Annotated in this window: 22 protein-coding genes; 6 read left to right on the top strand and 16 right to left on the bottom strand. The window is 68.7% G+C overall.

Translation table 11 applies throughout. The features are described from left to right. Positions 1-10: 10 nt before the first annotated feature. On the bottom strand, positions 11-2,779 hold the full coding sequence (locus tag ACIA58_RS19865; RefSeq protein WP_396405184.1) for a BTAD domain-containing putative transcriptional regulator: 2,769 nt from the start codon (positions 2,777-2,779) through the stop codon (positions 11-13). 142 nt (positions 2,780-2,921) lie between these two features. Between ACIA58_RS19865 and ACIA58_RS19860 the strand changes: the two genes are divergently transcribed. Next, the gene (locus tag ACIA58_RS19860; protein ID WP_396405183.1) at positions 2,922-4,196 is read left to right on the top strand and encodes an ABC transporter ATP-binding protein; all 1,275 of its coding nucleotides are present in this window, start codon (positions 2,922-2,924) and stop codon (positions 4,194-4,196) included. A gap of 215 nt (positions 4,197-4,411) precedes the next feature. Here ACIA58_RS19860 and ACIA58_RS19855 read toward each other — a convergent pair whose 3' ends face one another. The 7 genes from ACIA58_RS19855 to ACIA58_RS19825 form a co-directional block, all read right to left on the bottom strand. Then, the gene (locus tag ACIA58_RS19855; protein ID WP_396405182.1) at positions 4,412-5,182 is read right to left on the bottom strand and encodes an SDR family NAD(P)-dependent oxidoreductase; all 771 of its coding nucleotides are present in this window, start codon (positions 5,180-5,182) and stop codon (positions 4,412-4,414) included. A 156-nt stretch (positions 5,183-5,338) separates the two neighbouring features. Beyond that, positions 5,339-6,352 (bottom strand): DNA topoisomerase IB, encoded by a 1,014-nt coding sequence (locus ACIA58_RS19850; protein ID WP_396405181.1) that lies wholly within the window; start codon positions 6,350-6,352, stop codon positions 5,339-5,341. Positions 6,353-6,355: 3 nt separating this feature from the next. Continuing rightward, the gene (locus ACIA58_RS19845) at positions 6,356-6,697 is read right to left on the bottom strand and encodes a hypothetical protein (RefSeq protein ID WP_396405180.1); all 342 of its coding nucleotides are present in this window, start codon (positions 6,695-6,697) and stop codon (positions 6,356-6,358) included. Next, positions 6,684-6,977 (bottom strand): hypothetical protein, encoded by a 294-nt coding sequence (locus ACIA58_RS19840; RefSeq protein WP_396405179.1) that lies wholly within the window; start codon positions 6,975-6,977, stop codon positions 6,684-6,686. Before ACIA58_RS19840 ends, ACIA58_RS19845 begins: the two co-directional genes overlap by 14 nt. A gap of 2 nt (positions 6,978-6,979) precedes the next feature. Continuing rightward, the gene (locus ACIA58_RS19835; RefSeq protein ID WP_396405178.1) at positions 6,980-8,209 is read right to left on the bottom strand and encodes an NRAMP family divalent metal transporter; all 1,230 of its coding nucleotides are present in this window, start codon (positions 8,207-8,209) and stop codon (positions 6,980-6,982) included. Continuing rightward, the gene (locus tag ACIA58_RS19830) at positions 8,206-8,625 is read right to left on the bottom strand and encodes a hypothetical protein (protein ID WP_396405177.1); all 420 of its coding nucleotides are present in this window, start codon (positions 8,623-8,625) and stop codon (positions 8,206-8,208) included. Before ACIA58_RS19830 ends, ACIA58_RS19835 begins: the two co-directional genes overlap by 4 nt. Positions 8,626-8,697: 72 nt before the next feature. After that, positions 8,698-10,128 carry a SpoIIE family protein phosphatase gene (locus tag ACIA58_RS19825; protein ID WP_396405176.1) on the bottom strand — a complete coding sequence of 477 codons (1,431 nt, stop codon included), beginning with the start codon at positions 10,126-10,128 and terminating at the stop codon, positions 8,698-8,700. 212 nt (positions 10,129-10,340) lie between these two features. Here ACIA58_RS19825 and ACIA58_RS19820 point away from each other — a divergent pair, with 212 nt between their 5' ends. After that, positions 10,341-10,976, top strand: coding sequence for a GAF and ANTAR domain-containing protein (locus ACIA58_RS19820; RefSeq protein WP_396406488.1), 636 nt, complete (start codon positions 10,341-10,343; stop codon positions 10,974-10,976). On the opposite strand, the gene ACIA58_RS19815 is transcribed toward ACIA58_RS19820, so the two are convergent. Beyond that, positions 10,945-11,895 carry an aldo/keto reductase gene (locus ACIA58_RS19815; RefSeq protein ID WP_396405175.1) on the bottom strand — a complete coding sequence of 317 codons (951 nt, stop codon included), beginning with the start codon at positions 11,893-11,895 and terminating at the stop codon, positions 10,945-10,947. The genes ACIA58_RS19820 and ACIA58_RS19815 overlap by 32 nt on opposite strands. Before the next feature lie 104 nt (positions 11,896-11,999). On the opposite strand from ACIA58_RS19815, the gene ACIA58_RS19810 reads away from it, so the two are divergent. From ACIA58_RS19810 to ACIA58_RS19795, 4 genes are read left to right on the top strand one after another with little or no spacing between them, the layout of a single operon-like run. After that, positions 12,000-12,851, top strand: coding sequence for a fumarylacetoacetate hydrolase family protein (locus tag ACIA58_RS19810; RefSeq protein ID WP_396405174.1), 852 nt, complete (start codon positions 12,000-12,002; stop codon positions 12,849-12,851). Beyond that, positions 12,848-13,603: an SDR family NAD(P)-dependent oxidoreductase gene (locus tag ACIA58_RS19805; RefSeq protein ID WP_396405173.1), complete on the top strand. Its 756-nt coding sequence runs from the start codon at positions 12,848-12,850 to the stop codon at positions 13,601-13,603. The genes ACIA58_RS19810 and ACIA58_RS19805 overlap by 4 nt, the downstream gene beginning before the upstream one ends. Before the next feature lie 10 nt (positions 13,604-13,613). Beyond that, complete coding sequence (locus ACIA58_RS19800; protein ID WP_396405172.1) at positions 13,614-14,297, top strand: FadR/GntR family transcriptional regulator; 684 nt, start codon at positions 13,614-13,616, stop codon at positions 14,295-14,297. A gap of 10 nt (positions 14,298-14,307) precedes the next feature. Next, positions 14,308-14,874 (top strand): hypothetical protein, encoded by a 567-nt coding sequence (locus ACIA58_RS19795; RefSeq protein ID WP_396405171.1) that lies wholly within the window; start codon positions 14,308-14,310, stop codon positions 14,872-14,874. Positions 14,875-14,883: 9 nt separating this feature from the next. On the opposite strand, the gene ACIA58_RS19790 is transcribed toward ACIA58_RS19795, so the two are convergent. Genes ACIA58_RS19790 through ACIA58_RS19760 form a run of 7 tightly spaced genes read right to left on the bottom strand, consistent with a single transcriptional unit; the run spans position 14,884 to position 21,777 of the window. Next, a complete protein-coding gene (locus ACIA58_RS19790) occupies positions 14,884-15,654 on the bottom strand; it encodes an enoyl-CoA hydratase/isomerase family protein (RefSeq protein WP_396405170.1) in 771 nt (256 codons plus the stop codon). Then, positions 15,651-16,703, bottom strand: a complete 1,053-nt coding sequence (locus tag ACIA58_RS19785) for a hypothetical protein (protein WP_396405169.1) — start codon at positions 16,701-16,703, stop codon at positions 15,651-15,653. The genes ACIA58_RS19790 and ACIA58_RS19785 overlap by 4 nt, the downstream gene beginning before the upstream one ends. After that, complete coding sequence (locus ACIA58_RS19780; protein ID WP_396405168.1) at positions 16,703-17,917, bottom strand: CaiB/BaiF CoA transferase family protein; 1,215 nt, start codon at positions 17,915-17,917, stop codon at positions 16,703-16,705. The genes ACIA58_RS19785 and ACIA58_RS19780 overlap by 1 nt, the downstream gene beginning before the upstream one ends. Before the next feature lie 15 nt (positions 17,918-17,932). After that, positions 17,933-19,051 carry an aldose 1-epimerase family protein gene (locus ACIA58_RS19775; protein WP_396405167.1) on the bottom strand — a complete coding sequence of 373 codons (1,119 nt, stop codon included), beginning with the start codon at positions 19,049-19,051 and terminating at the stop codon, positions 17,933-17,935. After that, positions 19,048-19,788: an SDR family NAD(P)-dependent oxidoreductase gene (locus tag ACIA58_RS19770; protein WP_396405166.1), complete on the bottom strand. Its 741-nt coding sequence runs from the start codon at positions 19,786-19,788 to the stop codon at positions 19,048-19,050. Before ACIA58_RS19770 ends, ACIA58_RS19775 begins: the two co-directional genes overlap by 4 nt. Continuing rightward, positions 19,781-20,947 (bottom strand): mandelate racemase/muconate lactonizing enzyme family protein, encoded by a 1,167-nt coding sequence (locus ACIA58_RS19765; RefSeq protein WP_396405165.1) that lies wholly within the window; start codon positions 20,945-20,947, stop codon positions 19,781-19,783. Before ACIA58_RS19765 ends, ACIA58_RS19770 begins: the two co-directional genes overlap by 8 nt. Before the next feature lie 2 nt (positions 20,948-20,949). After that, positions 20,950-21,777 (bottom strand): carbohydrate ABC transporter permease, encoded by an 828-nt coding sequence (locus tag ACIA58_RS19760; RefSeq protein ID WP_396405164.1) that lies wholly within the window; start codon positions 21,775-21,777, stop codon positions 20,950-20,952. Positions 21,778-21,779: the final 2 nt, after the last annotated feature.

The following is a 21,779-nucleotide window of genomic DNA, read 5'->3' as shown; positions in this document are numbered from 1 at the left end:
CAGGGCAGTCTCAGCTGTCTGCGACCAGCTCTCGCAGCCGTTCCGCGACAGCAGGCGAGGTGCCCGGCGCAAGCAACGGCAACAGGTTCTCGGCGCGACCCCAGGCCTTCCGCGCGGAGACGAGATCGCCGGCCCGTCGGTACGCCTTCCCGAGGTCGGTCAACACGTCGATCGCCTGGACGTACGACCTGCCCTGCAGCGCGACCGTTGCCGAGCGTTCGAAATAGCCGACCGCTGCCTGGAGGTCGCCCAGCAGGCTGTGCGCCTCACCCAGAGCATTCAGCGACACCGCCACCTGCACCAGATCGCCCAGCTTCTCGCCGACCCTGAGTGCCTCGTCTGCCGTCTCGATGGCTTCGTCCAGCTGCCCGCAGTGCACCTGGGACACCGCGGCGGCGTTGAGCGCGAACAGCATCCAGAGCGTTTCACCGCGCTCGCGATGGGCAGCGACCGAGCGCAGACTGAGGCCGAGCGCAGCGTCGTGCTGTCCTTGGAGTTGCTTCAGTGTGGCCAGGTTCGAGCGCGCCATCGCTTCGCCTTCGTGATCCCCGGTTCGCGCACAGATCTCCATCGCCACCGTCAACTGCTCGTCGGAGCCGGTGAGATCGCCTGCCGAGGCTAAGGTGCCCGCGATCTGATTTCTGGCCACCACCTCGACCTCGGGCAGGTCGGCCTGCTGCGCCGCCGAGATGGCGATCTGCTGGACCGTCGTCGCGTCGTCCACCGCGCCGCGGGAGCGCAGATCGGTCCAGAGTTGCACAGCCAGGAATGCGGTGAGCCGATGATGACCGGCCGCTTCTCCGGCCCGGACAGCCGCAGTGAGGAACCTGCCCTCCGAAGCGAACCAGTCGGCGGCGGCCGACCCATCGGCGAACGTCAACGGTTCCACGCCGTCGAGCCGGTCCGGCTGGAATCGCACCTCCTCGACGAGAGCCGACCGCGCCGCGATCGCCGTCTGCAGGTACCAGTCCAGCAGCCTCTCCTCGGCCGCCCAACGATCGCTCGCGGACACCGATCCGGCGACCAGCTCCGCCGCGTACGCGCGCAGCAGGTCGTGGAACCTGAACAGCCCCGACGACTCTTCGAGCAGATGGACGTCGACCAGCCTGCGCAGGATCCTGCGGGTCGCGGCAACCGGCGTACCGAGCAATGCTGCCGCCACCCCGTTGCCGAACAGCGGCGCCGGACACAGCCCCAGGAGCAGGAACAGCTGCCGGCTCTGCTCGTCCAACGCCTCGACCGACCACGACAACACCGTCCGGAGATCGCTCGAGGCGTCGCCCACCTCGAGCAGGTCGAACCGGTCCGAGAAGTCCTCCAGCTCCTGGACCACGACCGGCAGCTCCGCGACCCCACGCCGCTGAACGTGGTCCGCCGCCACTGCCAGCGCGAGCGGCAGATGGTTGCAGCGGTCGGCGAGCAGATCGAGCAGACCGTCGTCGCTCACTTCCGCCCGCATCCGCGCCCGCAGCAGCCGACGGGCCGAGTCCGACGACAGGTGCGCCACCGGCACCGAACGAGCGGCTTCGCGCGTGGCGAGGCCGCGCAGCAGGCTACGGCTGGTGACCACGACCATCGAGCCACCACCGGGGAGCAGCGGTCGGACCTGCTCCTCGCTCCGCGCGTTGTCCAGCACCAGCAACACGGAGCGGCCCGCCAGCGTCGACCGCAGCAGCGCGCTGCGCGCATCGAGCCCGGACGGTATCGCGTCGAGCGGCAGCCCCAGCCCGGTCAGCAGAACCTCGAGTGCGACGGCTGGGTCCATCGGCTCGCCCGGACCATAACCGTGCAGGTCGACGAAGAGCTGACCGTCGGGGAACCGATCCGCGACCCGATGCCCCCAACGCACCGCGGTGGTCGTCTTGCCGATGCCGCCCTGACCGTGCAGGACGACGGTGCGGATCGGCTCTCGCTCGCCCAGGTCCGCGACGAGTGCTGCGTCAAGTTCCGCGAGTACCTCGTCCTGGCCGACGAATCCTGCCAGATCACTCGGCAGTTGCTCCGCCGCCGCAACCGGTCGGGAGGCTGGCCCAGCACTCACCGGACCCGCCGGACGCTCGGCCGCCAGCACCCGCTCGAACACTCCTCGGAGCTCCGGTCCGGGCTCGATGCCCAGTTCGTCGGCGAGCCTGGCGCGGATGACGCCGTACAGGTCGATCGCCTCCGCGCTGCGGCCGGCCGCGTCGAGCGCGGTCATCAAGCTCGCCCAGAGGGACTCGCGCAGCGGATGCCGACTGGTCAGCTCGAACAACTCGGGCAGCGACTCGGCCGCCCGACCGTCGGCCAGGCGCAACTCGGCGCGCCGCTCGACGGCCGACAGGTACAGCTCCACGAGCCGCGGCCGCTCGTGCCGGTTGAGCCAGTCGCAGAAGCCGTCCCCGAACGGTTCGCCCCGCCAGAGGGCAAGGGCTGTCTCCACCGCCTCGCCGGTCGGGACGGGCGTCAACAGGTCCGCGAACGCGACGGCGTCCACATCGTCGGGCGGCAGATCGAGGTAGTAGCCGTAGTCGCTGGTCCCGATCGTCGAAGCACCCAGCGCCCGCCGAAGCCGTCGTACGGCGACATGCAGGCTCCCCCTGGCGTCTCCGGAGACGCCTTCTCCCCAGCACCGGTCGAGCAGATCCGCGGCCGCCACCGGCTGCCCGGGATTCAGCGCCAGCACGGCGAGCAGGTTCCGGACCCGGTCGCCGCCGAGCTGAACCGGCCGCCCGTCGTCCAGTACCTCGAACGCCCCCAGCATCCGGATCCGCAGCACGTCGACCTCCCCAGTCCTCGACACCCTAGCCTCCGACCGGGCCAGGAGCGGCAACATTCAATTGCCTGAGGCAACAGTCAAGTGGTCAATCTTGCCCCCTGCAAGTACCTGTCAAGCAGCGGCCGGTCCTTGCCGGTGAACCGGGTCTTCCCGTATAAGAAGCGGGATGACAGCGATCCGGCTCGACGGGGTGTCCAAGGTGTTCGAGGGGGAACACCTGGCTGTGGACGAGCTGTCCCTCGACATCGCCGACGGCGAGTTCATGGTGCTGCTCGGGCCGTCCGGGTGCGGGAAGACGACGCTGCTGCGGATGATCGCCGGGCTGGAGCGGGTGACCGCGGGCGAGGTCTGGTTCGGCCGTACCAACGGGACCAGGCTGCCGCCGAAGGACCGCCAGGTCGCGATGGTGTTCCAGACCGGCGCGCTGTACCCGAACCGGACCGTCCGCGAGAACATCATGTTCCCGCTCCAGATCGCCGGGCACGGCGACGACCACGCGAGCTCGACCGCCGCCGGCCTGGCGCAGATCCTCAGCATCGAGTCGGTGCTCGACCGGATGCCGCGCACGCTCTCCGGCGGACAGCGCCAGCGCGTCGCGATCGGACGTGCGCTCGTACGTCGCCCGAACGTGTTCCTCCTGGACGAACCGCTCTCGAACCTGGACGCCACGATGCGGACCGAGCTGCGCCAGGAGATCGGCGCGATGACCCGCGACCTGAATGTCACCACGCTCTACGTCACCCACGACCAGGTCGAGGCGCTCACGCTCGCCGACCGGATCGCCGTCATGCGCGAGGGCCGGATCGAGGACGTCGGCACGCCGGCGCAGGTGTACAACGACCCCGCGACCGCGTTCGTCGCCGGGTTCCTGGGCTCCCCGAGGATCAACCTGCTGTCCGCGACCGTACGCGTCACCGCACACCACCGCGTCGCCCTCGACTTCGGCGCCCAATCCGTCAGCCTGTCCCCGACCGACCGCCGGTCGCTCATCCTGCGCCACCACGAGGGCGCGCAGGTCATCGTCGGCGCCCGGTCCAACGCCTTCCGCGTCATCACCGACGAGGACGTCGCGAACCAGCTGACCGGCACGCTGCGCGCCTTCGAGTTCCACGGCCAGCAGTCGATCGCCTTCGTCGAATGCGGAATCGAAGTCGTAGACCCCGACCGAGTCGGCATCGCCAAACCGATGCACGCGACCCCGGACGTCGGCAGTGCGGCGCCGACCTCCCTGATGACGAGAGTCCTGTCCCGCGTCCGCTCACCCCGCTCAACTCCCCAGACCGAGATCCTCCCGCCCACCCACCGGCGGGCCGACCTGGTCATCGAACTCCCCGCCAACGCAAACCTCACCCGAGGCACCCGAATCCACCTGGCCCTGGACACCACCCAAATCCACCTCTTCGACACCACCGGCCACCGAGTAGACCGAATCACCCGCTAACCCACGCGCTACGTCGCACGCAGCACCGCGCGTTCACGGGGCAGTACGCGCGCGTGCTGAGGTTGGCGGGCGCCGGGCAACGTCTGAGGGGTTATCCGCTCGAGTTGTGGGTTCTGTGCCTTCATGTGGGGGGAGAACCCGCAACACGAAGGGATAACCCCTCAGATGTCGCAGTCCTCAGGCGCTGCGGCGCGATCACCGGTGGCAGGCTGCAGTTAGTGCAGCGTGTAGCCGCCGTCGATGACGACCACTGAGCCGGTCATGAAGCTCGATGCGTCCGAGGCCAGGAAGACGACGGTGGGGGCTATTTCCTCAGGTAGGGCGTAGCGCTGCATCGGGGCGTCGTCGATCCAGCGGGCCTTGAACTGGGGCTCGTCGACCGGGGCCATCTCGGTCTTCACGTAGCCAGGCGCGACTGCGTTCACGCGGATGTTCAGCGGCGCCCACTCGGCGGCGAGTGACTTGGTCAGCTGGTGGACCGCGGCCTTGGAGGCGTTGTACGCCGGTTGCCACTGCGGGCGGTTCACGATCTGGGCCGAGATCGAGCCGATGTTGACGATGGTGCCACCGCCGACCGTGGTGAAGTGGCGTGCGGCCGTCTGGCTGAGCTTCCACAGGCCGTCGACGTTGGTCGAGAAGACCTCGTCCCACTCCTCGTCGGGGATGTCGAGGGACGGCCGATGGACGCAGGCCCCGGCGTTGTTCACCAGGATGTCGAGCCGCCCGGTCGCCTCCAACGCAGCCTCGACCGCGGCCCGCCCGGAATCCCGATTGTTCACGTCGAGCCCCACACCGATCACCGTCCGCCCGGTCGCCTCGGCCAGCCGCGAAGCCGCCTCCTTCGACGCCGCGACGTCACGCGCCCCGATCACCACATCCGCCCCGGCCTCGGCCAGCCCGGTGGCGAACGCGAGCCCGAGCCCCCGATAACCACCCGTCACCAACGCCGTCCGCCCCGCCAACGAGAACTTGTCAAGAACGCTCATCGGGCCATTCTCCCTGGTACGCCGTGGACGCGAGCTGAACGAACGGCCGGACGAGCGGGTTGGCGTCCCCCGTCTTCCAGCTCATCACGACCCGACCGGCGGCAGATCGACAAGCGGTACGACGGTCAGCTCAGCTGTCTGTGCGCCGAGTGACCGCTAGCGTTTGTCCTCGTCCAGGATTCGGTTGACGGAGCGTTCGACGGTGGCGCGGGTCTTGTCGTCGCCGAGATCGTCGCCGACGCGGTCGATCACCTCGGCGATCGTCCGGCCGTGGGCGAACTGGTCGATGATGCGCGGGTCGACGTACGAGCTGCGGGCGACCGCCGGGGTGTTGCCGAGGTGGTCGGAGACCTCCGCGAGCATCTCCTTCACGGCTGTGTTGAGCGCGGTCTTCGTGGTCGGCGGGTCCGCGTCGGCCAGGTCCACCGCGGCATGCACCGTCGCCGTCCAGGTGCGCAGGTCCTTCACCGTGTAGTCGTCGCCGACCAGTTCATGGAAGCGGTCGTTGACCATGCCGGCGTCGATCTCGTGGTAGCCGTCGTCATCGCGATACACCAGCAGCAGCGGATTCTTGTGCCGGCCGCGCTTCAGCGACCGGACGGCCTCGACCAGGCGCTCGTCGTCGAGCACGATCGTCCGATCCTGCCCGCCCTTCGCGACGAAGTCGAAGACCACCTTTCCCTTGCTCACCCGTACGTCGTCACGCAGCAACGTCGCCGCGCCACGGCTGCCGTTCTCGTCGGCGTACTGCGTGTTGCCGGTCCGGAAGACGCCGTAGTCGAGCATCCGCAGCGCCACCGCCAGCACCCGCCGCCGGTCGAGTCCCTGCGCGCACAGATCCTTGTCCACCGCCTCGCGGAACGCCGGCAGCTTGCGCGCCAACTGCCGCACCCGGTCGTGCTTCACCGCGTCCTGCGCCGACCGCCAGTCGTCGTGGTACAGGTACTGCCGTCGTCCGGCCTCGTCGGTGCCCGTCGCCTGGATGTGCCCGTTCGGGTAGGGGCAGATCCACACGTCCTCCCAGGCCGGCGGGATCGCCAGCGTCCGGATCCTCTCCACCACGTCGACGTCCTTGATCTTCTTGCCGTCGAGGTCCAGGTAGCTGAACCCGCGCCCGCGCCGCCGGCGACGGAACCCCGGCTGGTCGACCTGACTTCGTTTCAGCCTCATCGCTCAGTACCGAGCCATTTCTTCCAGTGGGCGGAGATCGGTGCGGCGCGTCGTGATGGTGACGATGCCGTCGGTGATCTGCTCGACCTCGGTCCAGGGGAGGTACCAAACGTTGCCGAGCCGCCAATGGACCAGGCGGCGCAGCAACTCCGGGCCGACATGGCGTTCGTACCCGAACAGCCGGGTGGAACGGTTCTCCACCACGATCAGGCCGTCGACCCGCAACGCGCGCTGCATCGACACCAGCAGCGGCCCGTCCTGGACCAGGCGGACGTCCGCGACGCCGCCGATCTCGTTGCTGTCGGCATCGATCACGCGGTGACCGAGGAGCTCATTCAGTCGCATCGCCGGCTCCGGGGATCTTGTCGATGACGTGGTGCTCGACCCAGTTGTCGTAGTAGTCGAGGTCGAGGCCGTCGGCGGAGACCGTGACGGCTGTCTCGATGTCGGCGATCCGCGCCGCCGGGATCCCGGTCCGGCCGGAGATCAACGCCGCGACCACCGGCGGATCGGCGTCGAGGTCGAGTTCGACGTCGTCGACCTTGCCGGCCAGGTGGCCGTCGGCCTGGTCGATCAGCTGCCGGTCGAGCAGATGCAGCTGCGCATGGAGTACCCGTCCCGACATGGTCACGCTCCTGCTCTGGTGATGATCATCAACGGTATGGCGGCGACCGACGCGATGGTCAGCAGCGCCAGGTAGAACAGCGCGAAGGCGTTCAGAACACGTCCGTTGGTCTCCCGGCCGACGTAGTCCGGATCGTTCGCGACGATCAGGATCGGCAGGTACGTCAGCGGCAACGCCATCGCCGCGAACACCACGGAGTACTCCGTCACCTTCACCGGATCGACAGCCGTCAGCAGGGTCAGCACCGCCAGCACCAGACACACGATGATGACCACGTGGAACCGTGACGCCTCGCGCGGCCGGACGAACTTCCCCCACTGCCAGCCGCGGTACTGCGCGATCGTGTACCCGCACGACAGCGCCGTCTCGAGCGCCGCGCCGAACGTCGCGGCGAACATCCCGATCAGCACGACCGCCAACCCGATCTTGCCCAGGGCAACCGCTACCGGCAGCGCCACCTGGCCCAGCGTGCCGACCTGGATACCGGCCGGCAGGAACAGCACCGCGGCGCAGCCCATGATCGACAGCGACAGCAACCCGCCGAGCGGGAACCCGATGAAGACGTTGTTCCGCTCGGTCCCCAGGTCGCGGCGCGTCCACTTCTCCTCCACCCCTCCGGAGGAGAAGAAGAACACCTCGTACGGCGTCATCGCGGCGCCGAACAGCGCGATCCCGTAGTACGTGTACGTCGCCCAGCCTTCGTGGCCGATCGGATGCGGCCGGACCGCCTGGTGCAGCAACTGCCCCCAGTCCGGACCGAGCTTGAACAGCGCGACAGCGAACACGATGAGCAGCAACCCGAGCAGCCCGAAGACCTGCTCGAGCCGCGAGAACTTGACCCGCCAGATCACCAGCCACACCGCCAACGCAGCGAGCGGCATCCACAACAGGTAGCTGACTCCGCTCGCCAGTTCGAACGCGAGCGCCACACCGCCGATCTCGGCGATCAACGTCAGCAGGGTCACCAAGAACGACGCCACCAGTGCGAGCAATCCGGTCCGCGGTCCGAGCCGCTCCCGGATCAGGTCGAAGACCGGCCGTCCTGACATCGCCACGACCCGCCCGGACATCTCGGCGTACAAGCAGATCCCGATCACGCCGACGATGACGATCCAGGCCAGGTGCATCCCGAACCGGGCGCCCACCAGCGCATTGGTGACCAGGTCGCCGATGTCGACGAACCCGCCGATCGCGGTCAGGATCCCGAGCGTGACGCCGAGGAGCTTCTTCACTTGGTCAGCTCCCCGACCTGGCCGAGGTCCTGGCCGGACTGCCTGAGGGCCGGGAGCTGCTGTTCCGCCCCGGCCAGGTCGTCGTTGCCCAGGGCAATCCGGACCGCCGTCACCGTTGACACCGCAGTGTCCAGCGTCGCGTTCACCTGTTCGTACAACCGGGCCGACTGCTCGGTCGACGGTTGCTGCGCGGAGAACGCGTCCGCTGTCTTTCCGAGGCTCTTCTCGGCGTCGTCGACCATCCGGCCGGCAGGCTGCGCCCAGATCCGGTGCGCGCGCAGCTGCTCGACGACCAGACGGGTCGTGTTCACCTCCGAAGCAGCTGTACGCGCGGTCTGCGCGGCGTTCTCCCGGAGCTTCTGATCGGGATCACCGCATCCGGCCAGAAGTACCGCCGCCAGCACTCCGCCTGCCATCCACCGCAGCACACGCCACCATCCGAGGTCCGATAGTCGTACGACGGACCGGTACCCCTGGTTACACCTGGATCAGGCCGTGCGGTGCGGGAGCTGGGTCAGAGCGAGCACGTGCTCCGCCGGTGTGCCCTGCAGCGCGACCAGCTCGAGTTTGCGATCGCTGCGGCGCAGCGCGGCGGCGAGCACCCGGATGCCTGCGCTGGCCAGATGAGTGACCCGCGACAGGTCGACGGTGAGCGGACGGGTCGCGTGGCGGGCTACCTCACGCAGGATGCGGTCGAACCCGCGTGCGGTGGCGATGTCGATCGGCCCGCCGACCAGAAGTCTGCCGCCGGTGACAGCCGCGGAGAACTCGACCTGGTCCGTCGCGGGCCGCGCCTCCCCGACGACCTTGCTCGGCGCCTTGGTCAGCGCCGTACGCACGGTTGCCGTCGTGCCGGTCGCGGTCCGCTCGACGGTCAGGTCGTCAACTGTCGATCCCGCCAGCGCGAGCCCGTGCCCACGGTCGGCAGCCGGCTCCGAGTCCATCCACCGACCTCGATCCCGCACCGAGATCTCCAGCTCCCCGCTCGGCGCCAGGCCTGCCGCCAGCGTGAGCTCACCGGGTGCGCAGTCGTAGTACGCGTGCTCGACCACGTTCGCCATGAGCTCCAGGACCGCGCTCTCTACTCCGATCACCACGACCGGTTCCGGATCCAGCGCGCGCAACCACGCGGCGAACTCGTCGCGGAACCGCGCCGCCGTCGCCGGAACAGCCGGCCCGCTCTGCGTCAACGCCACCACCGGAGTACGCCGGTGCGCGGCGAGCACAGTGACGTCGTCGGTGTGACCGGCAACCAACCCCAGTGCCTGCTCGGTGACCCGCTCAGCAGAGAGCTGCGGTTCGTCGGCGGCGGCCGCAGTGACTCTCAGCAGGTCGGCAATCGCCTGATCCGGAGTGCACTGCGGACGTTCGAGGATTCCGTCGGTGTACAGCAGGAGCACGTCATCGATGTCGAGGTGCTCGCTGCCGAGCTGGTACTCGCCGGGTGCGCCCAGGGGCGTGCCGCCGGACGGGTCGACGTACCGGGCCGTGCCGGATGTCGACGCGATCAGCGGCGGCGGATGACCCGCGGTGCAGTACGTCAGGTCACCGGTGGACGGATCGAGTACGGCGGCGCACACCGTGGCCGCCTCCGCGCCCGGGACCCGGCGCGCGAACTTCTCCAGCCGAGTGATCGCGTCGGCCGGATCCGCGCCGTCCTGCAGCGCCATCGCCAACGCGGCGCACAACCGGCCTGTCACCCACGGCGCGCGCAGTCCGTGACCGACGACATCCCCTACCGTCAACGCGATCCGGCCGTCGTCGAGAACGACCGTGTCGAACCAGTCGCCGCCCGCGTCTGTCCCGGTCTCGGCCAGCAGGTATCGAGCCGACAGGTCCACACCAGGCAACACCGGCAGCCGAATCTGCGGTGGCGATTCCCGCAACGTGCTCGCCGACCGCCGGGCCTCTTCGTACATTCCCCCGACCTCCATCCCAGAGTGACGCCGGCCTGAGACCTTCCTGTGCCCACTTCCACCCGCAACTCACCTGCCGGCCGGAAACGGTCTCGCGTCGCCTCGTTCCCACCGCGACCGAGGTGCATCATGGAGAGGTGGATGAGATCGAACCTCAGCCGACGTTGCGGGACCGCGACGAGGTCGCCGCGACGTTCGCCCGGCTCGCCCTCGACATGCACGACGCCGGCGGTGTGGAGGAGACGGTCCAGGCGGTGGTGGACTTCGCGCTGCAGGCCGTCGACTGCCAGTACGCCGGGGTCGCCCTGTACGCCAGAGGCAAACAGCCGGAAGTCCCGGCGGCGACCCATCCCACCGTGGCCGAGATCTACCGGTTCCAGATGGAGGGCGAGGCCGGTCCGCTGGTCGAATGCATGCGCAGCCATGCGGCGGTCGTGGTGCCTGACACCACGTCCGAGCAACGCTGGCCGGAGTGGGCCAAGAAGGTCCTCGAGTTGGGTGTCCGCAGCGTTCTCGACGTTCCGTTACGGACCGCGACGGGCACCGTCGGCGTGCTGGGTCTCTACAGCGTCGAGGCCGATGCGTTCGGCCCGGACGCGGAGGCCATCGCCCACATCCTGGCCCGGCACGCCTCGGTCGCCGTCGCGACCGCGCGCCGCGAGCACAACCTGAACCTCGCGGTCGACGCCCGCAAGCTCGTCGGCCAGGCGATGGGCATCCTGATGGAGCGCTACGGCCTGGACGGCGACCGTGCCTTCCTGGTCCTCAAGCGCTACTCGCAACAGACCAACACCAAGCTCCATAACGTAGCGCGACAGCTCATCGACACGCGCGCACTGCCCCGCTCCTGACCAGGGATTCCCACAGCGCAGCGGGTACGGAGGTTCCCAGGCGGGCAACGTTCTGACGAACCTGGTCCGGCGTGGTGGCGCCGGCTACGACCGAGCTGACGCGCGGGTCGAGCAGCGGGTATTGCAGCGCCGCGGTCGGCAGCTCGACGCCGTACTCACGGCAGATCCGGTCGATCTCCAGCGCACGCTTCAGCACCTCGTCAGGTACGTCGTGGTAGTCGTACTTCGCGTCCCGGCTGGGGGTGCCGGCAAGGAGACCGCTGTTGAAGACGGCGGCCGCGACGATCCGGGTGCCATGGATGTCGCACGCTTCAAGCAGGTCGGGTACGACGCTTTGGTCGAGCAGCGTGTAGCGGTTGGCGATCATGAGGACGTCGGCGAGACCCGTGCGCACCGTGGCCAGCAGCGCGTCCACACCGAGCGACCCGGTGCCGATGGCGGACACGACGCCCTCCGCTCGCAGGTCCGCGAGGGCGGACATCGCCGTCTCGATGGCGCCGGGGATGCCTGACAGCTCAGGATCGTGGACGAAGAGCACGTCGATGCGATCGAGGCCGAGCCGGGTGAGCGAGTCCTCGACGCTCGCCCGCACCCCGGCGGCCGAGTAGTCCAGCTCCCGACGCAGCCGAGCCGGTACGACGAACCCTGTGCCGTCCATCGCGGAGCCGTCCCAGTCCGGATTCTCGCGGAGCAGCCGGCCGACCTTCGTCGAGACGACGTACTCGTCGCGCGGCTTGCTCGCGAGGAAGCGTCCCAGTCGCTGCTCGGACAGTCCGAGGCCGTAGTGCGGCGCGGTGTCGAAGTACCGGACTCCCGCGTCCCAGGCGGCGTGCAGGATCTCGTCGGCTTCGTCATCGGTGAACTGCTGGAACAGGTTGCCGAGCGGCGCACATCCGAGACCGAAGCGGGGCAGCTGCATGGACAGAGGCTAGACATCATATGTTTCAGGTGTCAATGTTGGTGCTGAGTGCCGCAAAGCCCTCAACGCTGACCTAAAGATCTGATCTCTGTGGAGGTAGCTTCATGAAGTTCGCCCGCCTGGGACCTGTCGGCCAGGAGGTGCCCGTCGTGGTGCTGGACGACGGCGTCCATAGCCTCGCCGGACTCACCAACGACCTCGACGCCGCCTTCTGGGAGTCCGACGGACCGGCCCGGGTCGCGGCCGCGGGCGACCTGCCGCTCGTCGAGGACGCCGCCGACCTGCGCATCGGCCCGCCGATCAGCCGGCCCGGCGCGATCGTCTGCATCGGCATGAACTACGCCGCCCACGCGGCCGAATCCGGCGCCGAGCCGCCGACCTCACCCGTCGTCTTCTTCAAGGCGCCGAACACGCTGGCCGGCCCGAACGACCCGGTCGTCATCCCCCGCGGCAGCACCAAGACGGACTGGGAGGTCGAGCTCGGCGTCGTGATCGGCAAGCGGGCGTCGTACCTCGACTCCCCGGCGGACAGCCTCGACCACATCGCCGGGTTCGTCGTCGCCAACGACCTGTCGGAGCGGGCGTTCCAGCTGGAGGTGTCCGGCGGTCAATGGAGCAAGGGCAAGATCGCGGCCGGTTTCAGCCCGATCGGTCCCTGGCTCGTGACACCGGACGAGCTCGACCACCAGAAGCTCGGGCTGCGCAGCTTCGTGAACGGCGAGCCGCGCCAGGACTCCAGCACGGCCGACCTGATCTTCGATGTCGCGACGGTCATCCACCACCTGAGCCAGTACATGGTGCTCGACCCGGGGGACCTCATCCTGACGGGTACTCCCGAGGGCGTCGCGTTGTCGGGCCGCTTCCCGTACCTGCGGCCGGGCGATGTGGTCGAGCTCGAGATCGACGGACTGGGCCGCCAGCGGCAGGAGTACGTCGCATGGGAGGCCGGCCGATGAGCCGCGAGTACGACGGCCTGGTCGCGATCGTCACCGGTGGCGGATCCGGCATCGGGGCAGCGGTCGCGCGTGAACTCACGGAGCGCGGTGCGAACGTCGCGGCGTTGGATCTGGATCCGTCCGGAGCCCCGGACGGCGTGCTCGCGATCAAGGCCGACGTGTCCGATGACGAGAGCGTGCGCGTCGCCGTACAGCAGGTTGCCGATGCCTACGGTCGCATCGATGTCGTGGTCAACAATGCGGGTATTGGTGCCCAGGGCACCGTCGAGGACAACCCCGACGAGCAGTGGCACCAGGTCTTCGACGTCAACGTGATGGGCGCGGTCCGGGTCAGCCGGGCCGCACTCCCCCACCTGCGACGGTCGCCCGCCGCCGCGATCGTCAACGTTGCTTCGGTTGCCGCGACCACGGGCATTCCGCAGCGTGCGCTGTACTCGACCACGAAGGGCGCGGTGCAGTCGCTGACGATGGCAATGGCCGCCGACCACCTGCGCGAAGGTGTCCGGGTCAACTGCGTCAACCCCGGCACGGCCGCAACTCCTTGGGTCCAGCGCCTGCTCGACTCGGCGCCGGACCCGGTCGCGGAACGTGCGGCGCTCGACGCGCGTCAGCCCCATGGCCGCCTCGTCACTGCTGAGGAAGTCGCACTCGCTGTGGTCTATCTGGCCGGACCGTCGTCCGGCTCGACGGCGGGTACGGCGCTTGCGGTCGACGGAGGCATGGCTACGCTGCGGATGCGTCCCAAGGACTGAGAGGAAACAGATGGCCCTGACCGATGTCGCGATCGAGAAGATCAAGGCGATGATCCTCGACGGCCGTCTGAAGCCGGGCGACAAGCTGCCACGCGAGGCGGACCTGGCCGAGCAGCTCGGCATCTCCCGCAGTCCGCTGCGCGAGGCCGTCAGCGTGCTGTCGATGCTGCGCGTCCTCGACGTACGCCGGGGTGACGGCACGTACGTCACCAGCCTGTCGCCCGACCTGCTGCTGGAGACGATGGGGTTCATCATCGACTTCCACCAGGACTCGAGCATCCTCGACCTGTTCGAGCTGCGCCGTGCCCTGGAGCCGATGGCGGCGGAGAAGGCTGCCTTGCTGATGAGCGACGAGGACGCCGTACAACTGCTCGCCCTGACCGACGCCGTCGATGCCGACAGCCCGGTCGGGGACGTGGTCGCGAACGATCTGGAGTTCCATCACCGGATCGCGGCGGCGGCCGGCAATCCGGTGCTGTGCTCGTTCGTCGACAGCGTCGCCGGCCGGACCCAGCGCGCCCGCATCTGGCGCGGCGTCACCCAAGAAGGCTCCTTCGAACAGACCCGGCGCGAGCACCGAGCCATCGCCCTCGCCATCACCGACCGCCAACCCAGCGTCGCGGCCGCCCTCTCCCTCTCCCACGTCGCCGGCATCGAAAACTGGATCCGCCGCAACCTCACCCCCACGCCCTAGACTCCTGCGCATGGTGGAGGTCCGGGTAGCCCCGAAGCAGGATCGAAAAGCCGTCAGCGTCGTCCTGGCCGACGCGTTCGCCGCTGATCCGGTGGTCCGCTGGCTGCTGCCCAAGGCGGGACGCGACGTTCGGATGTTTCGGGTCCTCACCTCTCAGTTGCATGCCGCTCCCGGTTGCGCCGACATCGCGCTGGACAAGGGTGAACCGGTCGGGGCCGCCTTGTGGGATCCGCCGGGCCATAGCTTGTCCCTGGGGCAAGGGTTGGCGGCGATGGCGGGGTTGCTGCTTGCGATGGGGTCGGGCTTCCGCCGGGGCGCTGAACTCGAGCGCGCCTTCACCCGGGTGAAGCCGGCCGGACAGTTCTGGTATCTCGCGCAACTCGGCGCCTCGACGCCGGGACGAGGTGTCGGGTCGGCTCTGCTGGAGCACCGCCTCGCGAGCATCGACGGGCCGGCCTATCTGGAGAGCAGCAATCTGCGGAACGTCCCGCTCTACGAGCGATTCGGCTTCGCCGTGATCCAGGAGATCTCGCTCCCGGAAGACGGGCCCACGCTCTGGACGATGCTCCGCAGATAGTCGCCGGGTCTAGGACCGCGTGAACCGTGGCGCGCGCTTGTCCGCGAACGCCGCCCTCCCCTCGACAGCATCCTGAGTGGCGAAGCAGATGGTTTGGAGGTCGCGCTCGTACGCGACGGCCTGGTCGAGCGGCAGGTTGTACGCCGCCGACAGGTTCGCCTTGGCGGTCTCGACGGCAATCGGGGCGCGGGACGCGATCGTCGTGGCCAGCTCGAGCGCACGCGGCAGCAACGCATCGGGCTCGAGTACTTCGCTGACCAGTCCCCACGTCAGCGCCCGCTCAGCATCGATCGGATCGCCGGTCATCAGCATCACGGCGGTGTTGCTCGGCCCGATGGAGTGAGCCAGCAGAGCCGACATCCCACCGCCCCCGATCCAGCCGAGTTTCACCTCCGCGGCGGCGAAGCTCGCGGTCGTCGACGCGAGCCGGATGTCGCAGATGAGTGCGGTCTCGAGACCTCCACCGAGCGCGTAGCCGTTGATCGCCGCAACGATCGGCTTCCGCAGCACCTTCAGCGAGTCGCAGTAGTCCCCGCGATTCCGGAACGCCCACGGCGACTGGTACTTGTCCAGCTCACGAATGTCCGATCCGGCACTGAAGGCACGCCCGCTTCCCGTCAGTACGACGCTACGGATCTCGTCGGAGTCGTTGCACCGCTGGGCAAGCTCGACCAGGGCATCGGACATCTCCTGCGTGACCGCGTTCAACTTGGCCGGCCGATTGAGCGTGATGACGGCGACCTGTCCACGCTGCTCGAACAACACGTCCTCGGTGCTCACGATGAAATCCCTTCACTGTGCAAGCTCTTGATCCGGTCCAGCCCCGTCGCGATCGGCACCGCGCCGGACACCACCTCGCGGACCACCTCACTCGCCGCGGTCTGGAACGCGATGTATCCGGCGTACCGCGGCCGGACCCACGCCGACGCGATCGTCCGCAGTGTGGCGCGGTAGAAGTCCGCAACAGGCGCGTTGACCTGATCCGACGTCCATGCACTCAGCCGTGCAGGCTGACCCGAGTGCTCCGGGATGAAGCTCTCCTGCACGGTTGCTGACAGCAACCACCGGAGGTGATCGGCGAGTTCCGGCGTCAGTGAGCACCGCTTGGTGACCGCGAGGCCGGTGCCACCGATCGTCGAGCCCGGGCGTGACCCCGGTCGGTCGCTCGGGGCGTCGGTGAACGTCACCGGTCGGTCCAGCTTCACGGAGGCGTAGTTCACGTACCCGTAGACCAGCGGGCAGTGCGCCACGGTGTCGTCGGAGGTCATGTCCTCGAGCAACCCGATCGGATCGAGCGACAGCGAGTGCTGGGGCGCACGACCGGCCAGCTCCGTCATCAACTCGAACGCCCGCTGAGCGGTCGGTGTCGGTACGAACTCGGGCTCCTCCCCCAGCGCGACACAGATCGACGCGAACGTCAGCAACGCATGTGGTCCGGCCAGTGACAGCGCAACCGGCGTACGACGCGACAGCTCGATCACGTCCGACCACAGCCGCGGCGGTGCGCCGGCCAGGTCCACCCGCGTCGCGGCAACCTGGGTAGCGGCATCCAGCGGCAGCGCCCACAGCTTCCCGTCCATCCGGTACGACGCGAGGCTCGGCCCGACGAAGTCGTCGACGATCTCGTCCAGCGGCTGCACGCAGTTGTACCGGAGCGCATCGCCGAGATGCGGGTGGTCGAGCACGATCACGTCGTACCGCTCGGCCAGCTGCTCGATCGGCGTCGACTCGAACCCGCTCAACGGATGCACGTCCCACGTCAGCCAATCCGGCGCAGCCGCCACCAACGCGTCACGGCCGCGCGGGTGGTCCCAGGTCAGACCACGCATCACCGCACCGGATCCGGAAGCTTGGTCTCGACGATCGCTCCGCTCTCCATCAGCCCGGCGATCTCCTCCGGGGTGAAGCCCGCCTCGTCGAGTACGTCGCGGCTGTGCTCACCGACGAGCGGCGCACCGCGCTCGATCGTCGCCGGCGTCTTCTCGAAGCTGTACGGGAAGCCCGGCGTCTTCACGTGCCCCTCGGTCGGATGGTCGTACTCCACGAACGTGCCGTTGTGACGGATCTGCGGATCGTTCACCAGCTGCTCGTAGTCGTACACCGGCCCGCACCAGATCCCCGCCGCAGTCAGGTCGGCCAGCCACTCTTCCGTGGTCCTCAGCGCCAGGCGATCCGCAGTACGCCGGAACACCTCGTCGCGATGCGTCCACCCGTGGACCTCGGAGTCCATCTCCAGGAACGCGTCCTCGCCGATGACCCGGCCGAGCGTCGGCAGATCCGGCATCGCCAGCGCGAGGAAGCCGTCCGCGGTCTTGAACGTCCCGTACGGCGATCGGATGTAGACGTGAGCGTGCGGCTCGGCGCCACGCTGCTGCGGGACCCTGCCGGCCGTGAACACCGACAGCTCCTGCATCTGCAGCGTGGTGATCGCATCGAGCATGTTCACCTTCACCAACTGGCCCTCGCCGGTGCGCTCGCGGTGCAGCAGCGCGGCGAGTACTGCCTCGAAGGCGGTCGACGCGGTGACGGCGTCCACGAGGTACTGACCGGCCGGCTGCGGCGGCTCACCGTGACGGCCGGTCGACAGCATTGCGCCGGACTTCGCCTGCAGCAACAAGTCTTGACCGGGCAGGTTCCGATGCGGACCGTCCTCGCCGTACCCGGACATCGACACGTACACGAGTCGCGGATTGATCGCCGACAGCGTCTTGTAGTCGACGCCGAGCCGCTCGGCCACGCCCGGTCGATAGTTCTGCAGGAAGACATCCGCGGTCTCCACCAGACGCAGGAGAACCTCCTTGCCCGCGGCGGACTTGAGGTCGACGGCGAGGGAACGCTTGTTCCGGTTCAGCGACAGGAACGAGACGTTGATCTCGTTGCCCTTGGCACCACCGGCCGCGGCGTGCCGTTGCCACTCGCCGGTCACCGGCTCGACCTTGACGACGTCCGCGCCGAGGTCGCCGAGACGCTGGGCGGCGAACGGGCCGGCCATCGCGATCGAGCAGTCGAGCACGCGGAAGCCTTCGAGAATGCGGTTGGTCATCTGTGCGTCCTTCAGTCAGTCGGGCTGGCCGGAGACGCGACGGATCGCGTCCCGGGAGGACGTGGTGGCCTCGGTGCCGTCGAGCACCCGGATCGTGGTGCGGTACGTGCGCGACTCGCCGTGTTCGAGCCAGGTCATCGATCCGTCCGTACGCGCCGCGGTGTCACCGGCGACGTGGTGCGTCGACGGCTCGAGCCCGACGGCGTACTGGCCGCTGCGCAGGTTCTGCCACTCGAAGAAGCACGGCATCGTCGCGGCGTCCCACGCCACCTCGACGCCGAAGGTGCTGTCCCCGCGGATCAGCGCGACCCGGTACTGACCGTTGTCATCGGCAACCAGGCTGTGCTCGTACACCTGTTCCACGAATCCCGGCCGCGGATCGGGCAGCACCCGGTACGACACGCCCTGCTCGGCGCACGAGTCGCTCCGCCAGGTCGTCTCCTTGATCGGGGCAACGAACTCGGCGCCCGCGTCAACGATCGGCCAGCCGAAGTTCAGGTGGTACAGGAACATGTGCGGCGTACGCTCGAACCCGAGGTTGTCGACGACATCGTGCAACCGGACCTCCAGCCCGTCGAAGTCGACCTCGACGGTCCGGGTCAGCCGCAGATGCTCGCCGAACGACGTGGCCTGCACGACCTCACCACGGACCCGCAAGGTGCATCGGTCGCCGTCCCAGACCTCGCCGGCCTCCAGCAACCGCCCGGGAATCGCGGTCAACCGGCCGTGCAAACCGTGCGACACCGTCTGCTTGGGCGGATAGCCGTACTGCTCGGCGTCCACCTCGTTGCCGAACAACGTGTGGTCGAGTCCCCCCGAGACGAGCAGCCCGTCGAGCGCCCGCAACCACGACAGTCCACCCTCGTCGTTGTTCTCGTGCAGCCCCGGATGCCGGAACCCGTTCCCCGACCGCCACCCGAACGGCACGCCCCGAAACCGGGCGCCCCCGAGATCGAGCGCCCGGTCCACCAGCACCTCGACCTCGAGCCCGGCCGCACTCCGCACCTGGACCGCCCGCACCCCGCGCTCGACCCCGTTGCCCAACACAACTTCCCGGACCCCGCCGACACTGGCCAGGTCCCCCGTCCGCTCCCGCAAGGCCCTGGCCGACAACTCTTCCCCGAAGATGTTCATTCCATCACCCATCCGCCGTCGACATTGATCGTTTGCCCCGTGACGAACGATGCGTCGGGGCCGGTCAGGAACGAGACCACCGAGGCGATCTCGGCCGGGGTGCCGCGGCGTTTGATCGACTGGTGGTCGAGGACGAAGGTGTTGTACGCCGCGGGGTTCTCGTGGATCGTCTCCGCCTTCGTCGGGAACGCGCCGGGCGAGACCGCGTTGACGCGGATGCCGTCCGGTCCGAGTTCGCGGGCGAGTGCCCGGGTGAACGCGACCGCGGCGCCCTTCGTGCTCACGTAGCTGGCCAGCTTGTCCCAGCCGCCGTGCCACGTGATCGACGCGACGTTCACGATCGCACCGGACTGGCGCGCCCGCATCGATCGGGCGGCGGCCTGGGCGGCGACGAAGTACGCGCGCTGGTTGACCGCCACCACGTCGTCGTACTCCGCGAGCGAGATGTCGAGGAACGGCGTCGCCGGGTAGATGGCAGCGTTGTTGACCAGCGCCTGCAGCGGTCCGAGTTCGTCCTCGGCGGCCGTGATCGTCGCGATCAGTCCGTCGGAGTCGCGCAGGTCGATCGGCAGTACGGCGTACCGCCCGCCGGCCGCCTTGAGCGCGGCCTCGGACTCCTCCAAACCGTCACCCGGCAGATCGAGCAGCGCAACGCCGAACCCGTCGCTCGCGAGCCGCAGCGCAATGCCGCGCCCGAGCGACCCACCGGCTCCGGTCACCACAGCGGACTTATTCATTGGCCTCCCATCGGATTGCCGGCTTGCCGACCAAGCGGCGGCCGGCGCGATCAGGTCGGACGTGCGGACCGGCCCCAGAACCCCAGTCGGCGGCATCGCCGAGCCGCGCGACGGCTGCCTCGTCCACCGTGTAGCCGAGGCCGGGTGAGTCGCCGAGGACCAGATGACCGTCGACGACTTCCTGATCGGCGGTGATCCCGATCGGCGTCGTGAGGTCCTGGATCTCGATCGACAGATGATTCGGTACGACGGCCGCTGCGTGCCCCAGCGGATTCCCGTCGTAGCCGACCGGGCTGATCGGCAGATCGAACGCGTGCGCCAACGCCGCCACCCGGAGGAAGTGCGTGATCCCCCAGACGCTGCCGGTCTGCACAACGTCCACCGCGTTCGCCGCCACCAGCGGGCGGAACTGCTCCAGCCCGGTCAGGTTCTCGCCGGTCGCCACCGCTGCCTTGACGGACTGTGTCACGAGAGCGAGCCCGTCGACGTCCCAGCGCCGTACCGGCTCCTCGATCCAGGCCAGGTCGACGTGCTCCTCGATCCGGCGGATGTGCCGGACGGCCTCCTTGCGCGACCAGGCCTCGTTCGCGTCGAGCATCAACGCCGGCGTGTCCCCGTTCTGCTCGCGGTACAGCGCACTGACCAGCTCGAGCCGCCGCAGGTCCGCCGCGACATCCAGACCGCCCTTGAGTTTCACCGCCCGCAGGCCGCGCTCGGCGAACTGCTTGTGCAGCCTGACCAGTTCCTCGTCCGCGAGCGGACTGTCGAGTCCCGACGCGTACGCCGGTACGACGCGATCGCGTGCCCCGAGCAACCGCCACAACGGCTGCTCGGCCGCCTTCGCCTTCAGGTCCCACAACGCCATGTCCAGCGCGCCGATCGCGCCGAACACAGCGCCGGTGTGCCCGCGTTTGAACACCCACGACAGCATCCGGTCGTAGAGCGCCACCACCGCCCGCGGGTCCTGGTCCTCGATCGCGCCGAACACCACGTCCAGACCGTCGTGCGACCCGAGCCCGATGCCCTCCAGCCCCGAGTCGGTGGTGAGTACGACGATCGGCACGGACGTCTTGCCGGAGGCGACCGCCCCGTTCGCGTCACCGATCGGCCGGCCCCAGTCGTGCACCGTCGTCGCGGTCCGGTATCCCGTGATTCGCATGCTCATCCCTTGGTCGAGCCGGCCGTGACGCCGTCGGTGATCTGCCGCTGGAAGAACAGGTAGATCGCGATCACGGGCAGGGCCGCGACCAGGACGCCACCCGCGAACAGCGGGATGTTGTCGGAGTACTGACCGCGCAGCGCGGTGACGCCGACCATCAGCGTCCGGTTCTGCTCCGACTGCATGACGAGCAGCGAGATCAGTACGTCGTTCCAGCAGAACAGCGCGTTCAGGATGCCGACCGACAGCAGCGCGGGCCGCCCGAGCGGCAGCATGATCCGCCGGTACACGCCGAGCGTCGTACTGCCGTCGACCCGGGCCGCCTCGATCACCTCGGCCGGGATCCGCGAGTAGAAGCTCGTCATCAGGAAGATCGTGAACGGCAGGAACTGCCCGGTGTAGGCGAGGATCAGGCCGAGATGCGTGTCCAGCAGCCCGGTCTGCCCGAGCACCCGGAAGAACGGCACCATGATCACCTGGAACGGAATCATCAACGCGCCCAGACAGACCAGGAACAACCACTTCCGGCCCCAGAACGTCAGCTGGCTGAACGCGAAGCCGGCCATCGAGCCGAGCAGCAGCAACAGCGCGACCGCGCCGACGGTGACCACCACCGAGTTGAACGTGTACCGGCCGAGGCCGGAGGTGTTCCACGCGTCGGCGATGTTCGCGGCGGTGAGGTGGTCGGCCAGCGAGAACTGGTTCAGCACGTACTCGCGCCGCGACTTCATCGCCACGTTCAGCGTGAACAGCATCGGATAGATCGTTGCCAACGCCAACAGACACATCGGCACGGCGACGATCCACCGGCCGAACCCGCGTTCGCGCATCG

This window comes from Kribbella sp. NPDC051586 (genome assembly GCF_044453965.1).
Lineage (GTDB): Bacteria > Actinomycetota > Actinomycetes > Propionibacteriales > Kribbellaceae > Kribbella.
This window is presented reverse-complemented; position numbering and strand designations above follow the sequence as displayed.

What these genes read in the sequence shown, in the direction of transcription:
- ACIA58_RS19860 (WP_396405183.1), top strand. Translation starts at nt 2,922, where the DNA reads ATGACAGCGATCCGGCTCGACGGGGTGTCCAAGGTGTTCGAGGGGGAA.
- ACIA58_RS19855 (WP_396405182.1), bottom strand. Translation starts at nt 5,182, where the DNA reads ATGAGCGTTCTTGACAAGTTCTCGTTGGCGGGGCGGACGGCGTTGGTG.
- ACIA58_RS19850 (WP_396405181.1), bottom strand. Translation starts at nt 6,352, where the DNA reads ATGAGGCTGAAACGAAGTCAGGTCGACCAGCCGGGGTTCCGTCGCCGG.
- ACIA58_RS19845 (WP_396405180.1), bottom strand. Translation starts at nt 6,697, where the DNA reads ATGCGACTGAATGAGCTCCTCGGTCACCGCGTGATCGATGCCGACAGC.
- ACIA58_RS19840 (WP_396405179.1), bottom strand. Translation starts at nt 6,977, where the DNA reads ATGTCGGGACGGGTACTCCATGCGCAGCTGCATCTGCTCGACCGGCAG.
- ACIA58_RS19830 (WP_396405177.1), bottom strand. Translation starts at nt 8,625, where the DNA reads ATGGCAGGCGGAGTGCTGGCGGCGGTACTTCTGGCCGGATGCGGTGAT.
- ACIA58_RS19825 (WP_396405176.1), bottom strand. Translation starts at nt 10,128, where the DNA reads ATGTACGAAGAGGCCCGGCGGTCGGCGAGCACGTTGCGGGAATCGCCA.
- ACIA58_RS19820 (WP_396406488.1), top strand. Translation starts at nt 10,341, where the DNA reads ATGCACGACGCCGGCGGTGTGGAGGAGACGGTCCAGGCGGTGGTGGAC.
- ACIA58_RS19815 (WP_396405175.1), bottom strand. Translation starts at nt 11,895, where the DNA reads ATGCAGCTGCCCCGCTTCGGTCTCGGATGTGCGCCGCTCGGCAACCTG.
- ACIA58_RS19810 (WP_396405174.1), top strand. Translation starts at nt 12,000, where the DNA reads ATGAAGTTCGCCCGCCTGGGACCTGTCGGCCAGGAGGTGCCCGTCGTG.
- ACIA58_RS19805 (WP_396405173.1), top strand. Translation starts at nt 12,848, where the DNA reads ATGAGCCGCGAGTACGACGGCCTGGTCGCGATCGTCACCGGTGGCGGA.
- ACIA58_RS19800 (WP_396405172.1), top strand. Translation starts at nt 13,614, where the DNA reads ATGGCCCTGACCGATGTCGCGATCGAGAAGATCAAGGCGATGATCCTC.
- ACIA58_RS19795 (WP_396405171.1), top strand. Translation starts at nt 14,308, where the DNA reads ATGGTGGAGGTCCGGGTAGCCCCGAAGCAGGATCGAAAAGCCGTCAGC.
- ACIA58_RS19785 (WP_396405169.1), bottom strand. Translation starts at nt 16,703, where the DNA reads ATGCGTGGTCTGACCTGGGACCACCCGCGCGGCCGTGACGCGTTGGTG.
- ACIA58_RS19780 (WP_396405168.1), bottom strand. Translation starts at nt 17,917, where the DNA reads ATGACCAACCGCATTCTCGAAGGCTTCCGCGTGCTCGACTGCTCGATC.
- ACIA58_RS19775 (WP_396405167.1), bottom strand. Translation starts at nt 19,051, where the DNA reads ATGAACATCTTCGGGGAAGAGTTGTCGGCCAGGGCCTTGCGGGAGCGG.
- ACIA58_RS19770 (WP_396405166.1), bottom strand. Translation starts at nt 19,788, where the DNA reads ATGAATAAGTCCGCTGTGGTGACCGGAGCCGGTGGGTCGCTCGGGCGC.
- ACIA58_RS19765 (WP_396405165.1), bottom strand. Translation starts at nt 20,947, where the DNA reads ATGCGAATCACGGGATACCGGACCGCGACGACGGTGCACGACTGGGGC.
- ACIA58_RS19760 (WP_396405164.1), bottom strand. Translation starts at nt 21,777, where the DNA reads ATGCGCGAACGCGGGTTCGGCCGGTGGATCGTCGCCGTGCCGATGTGT.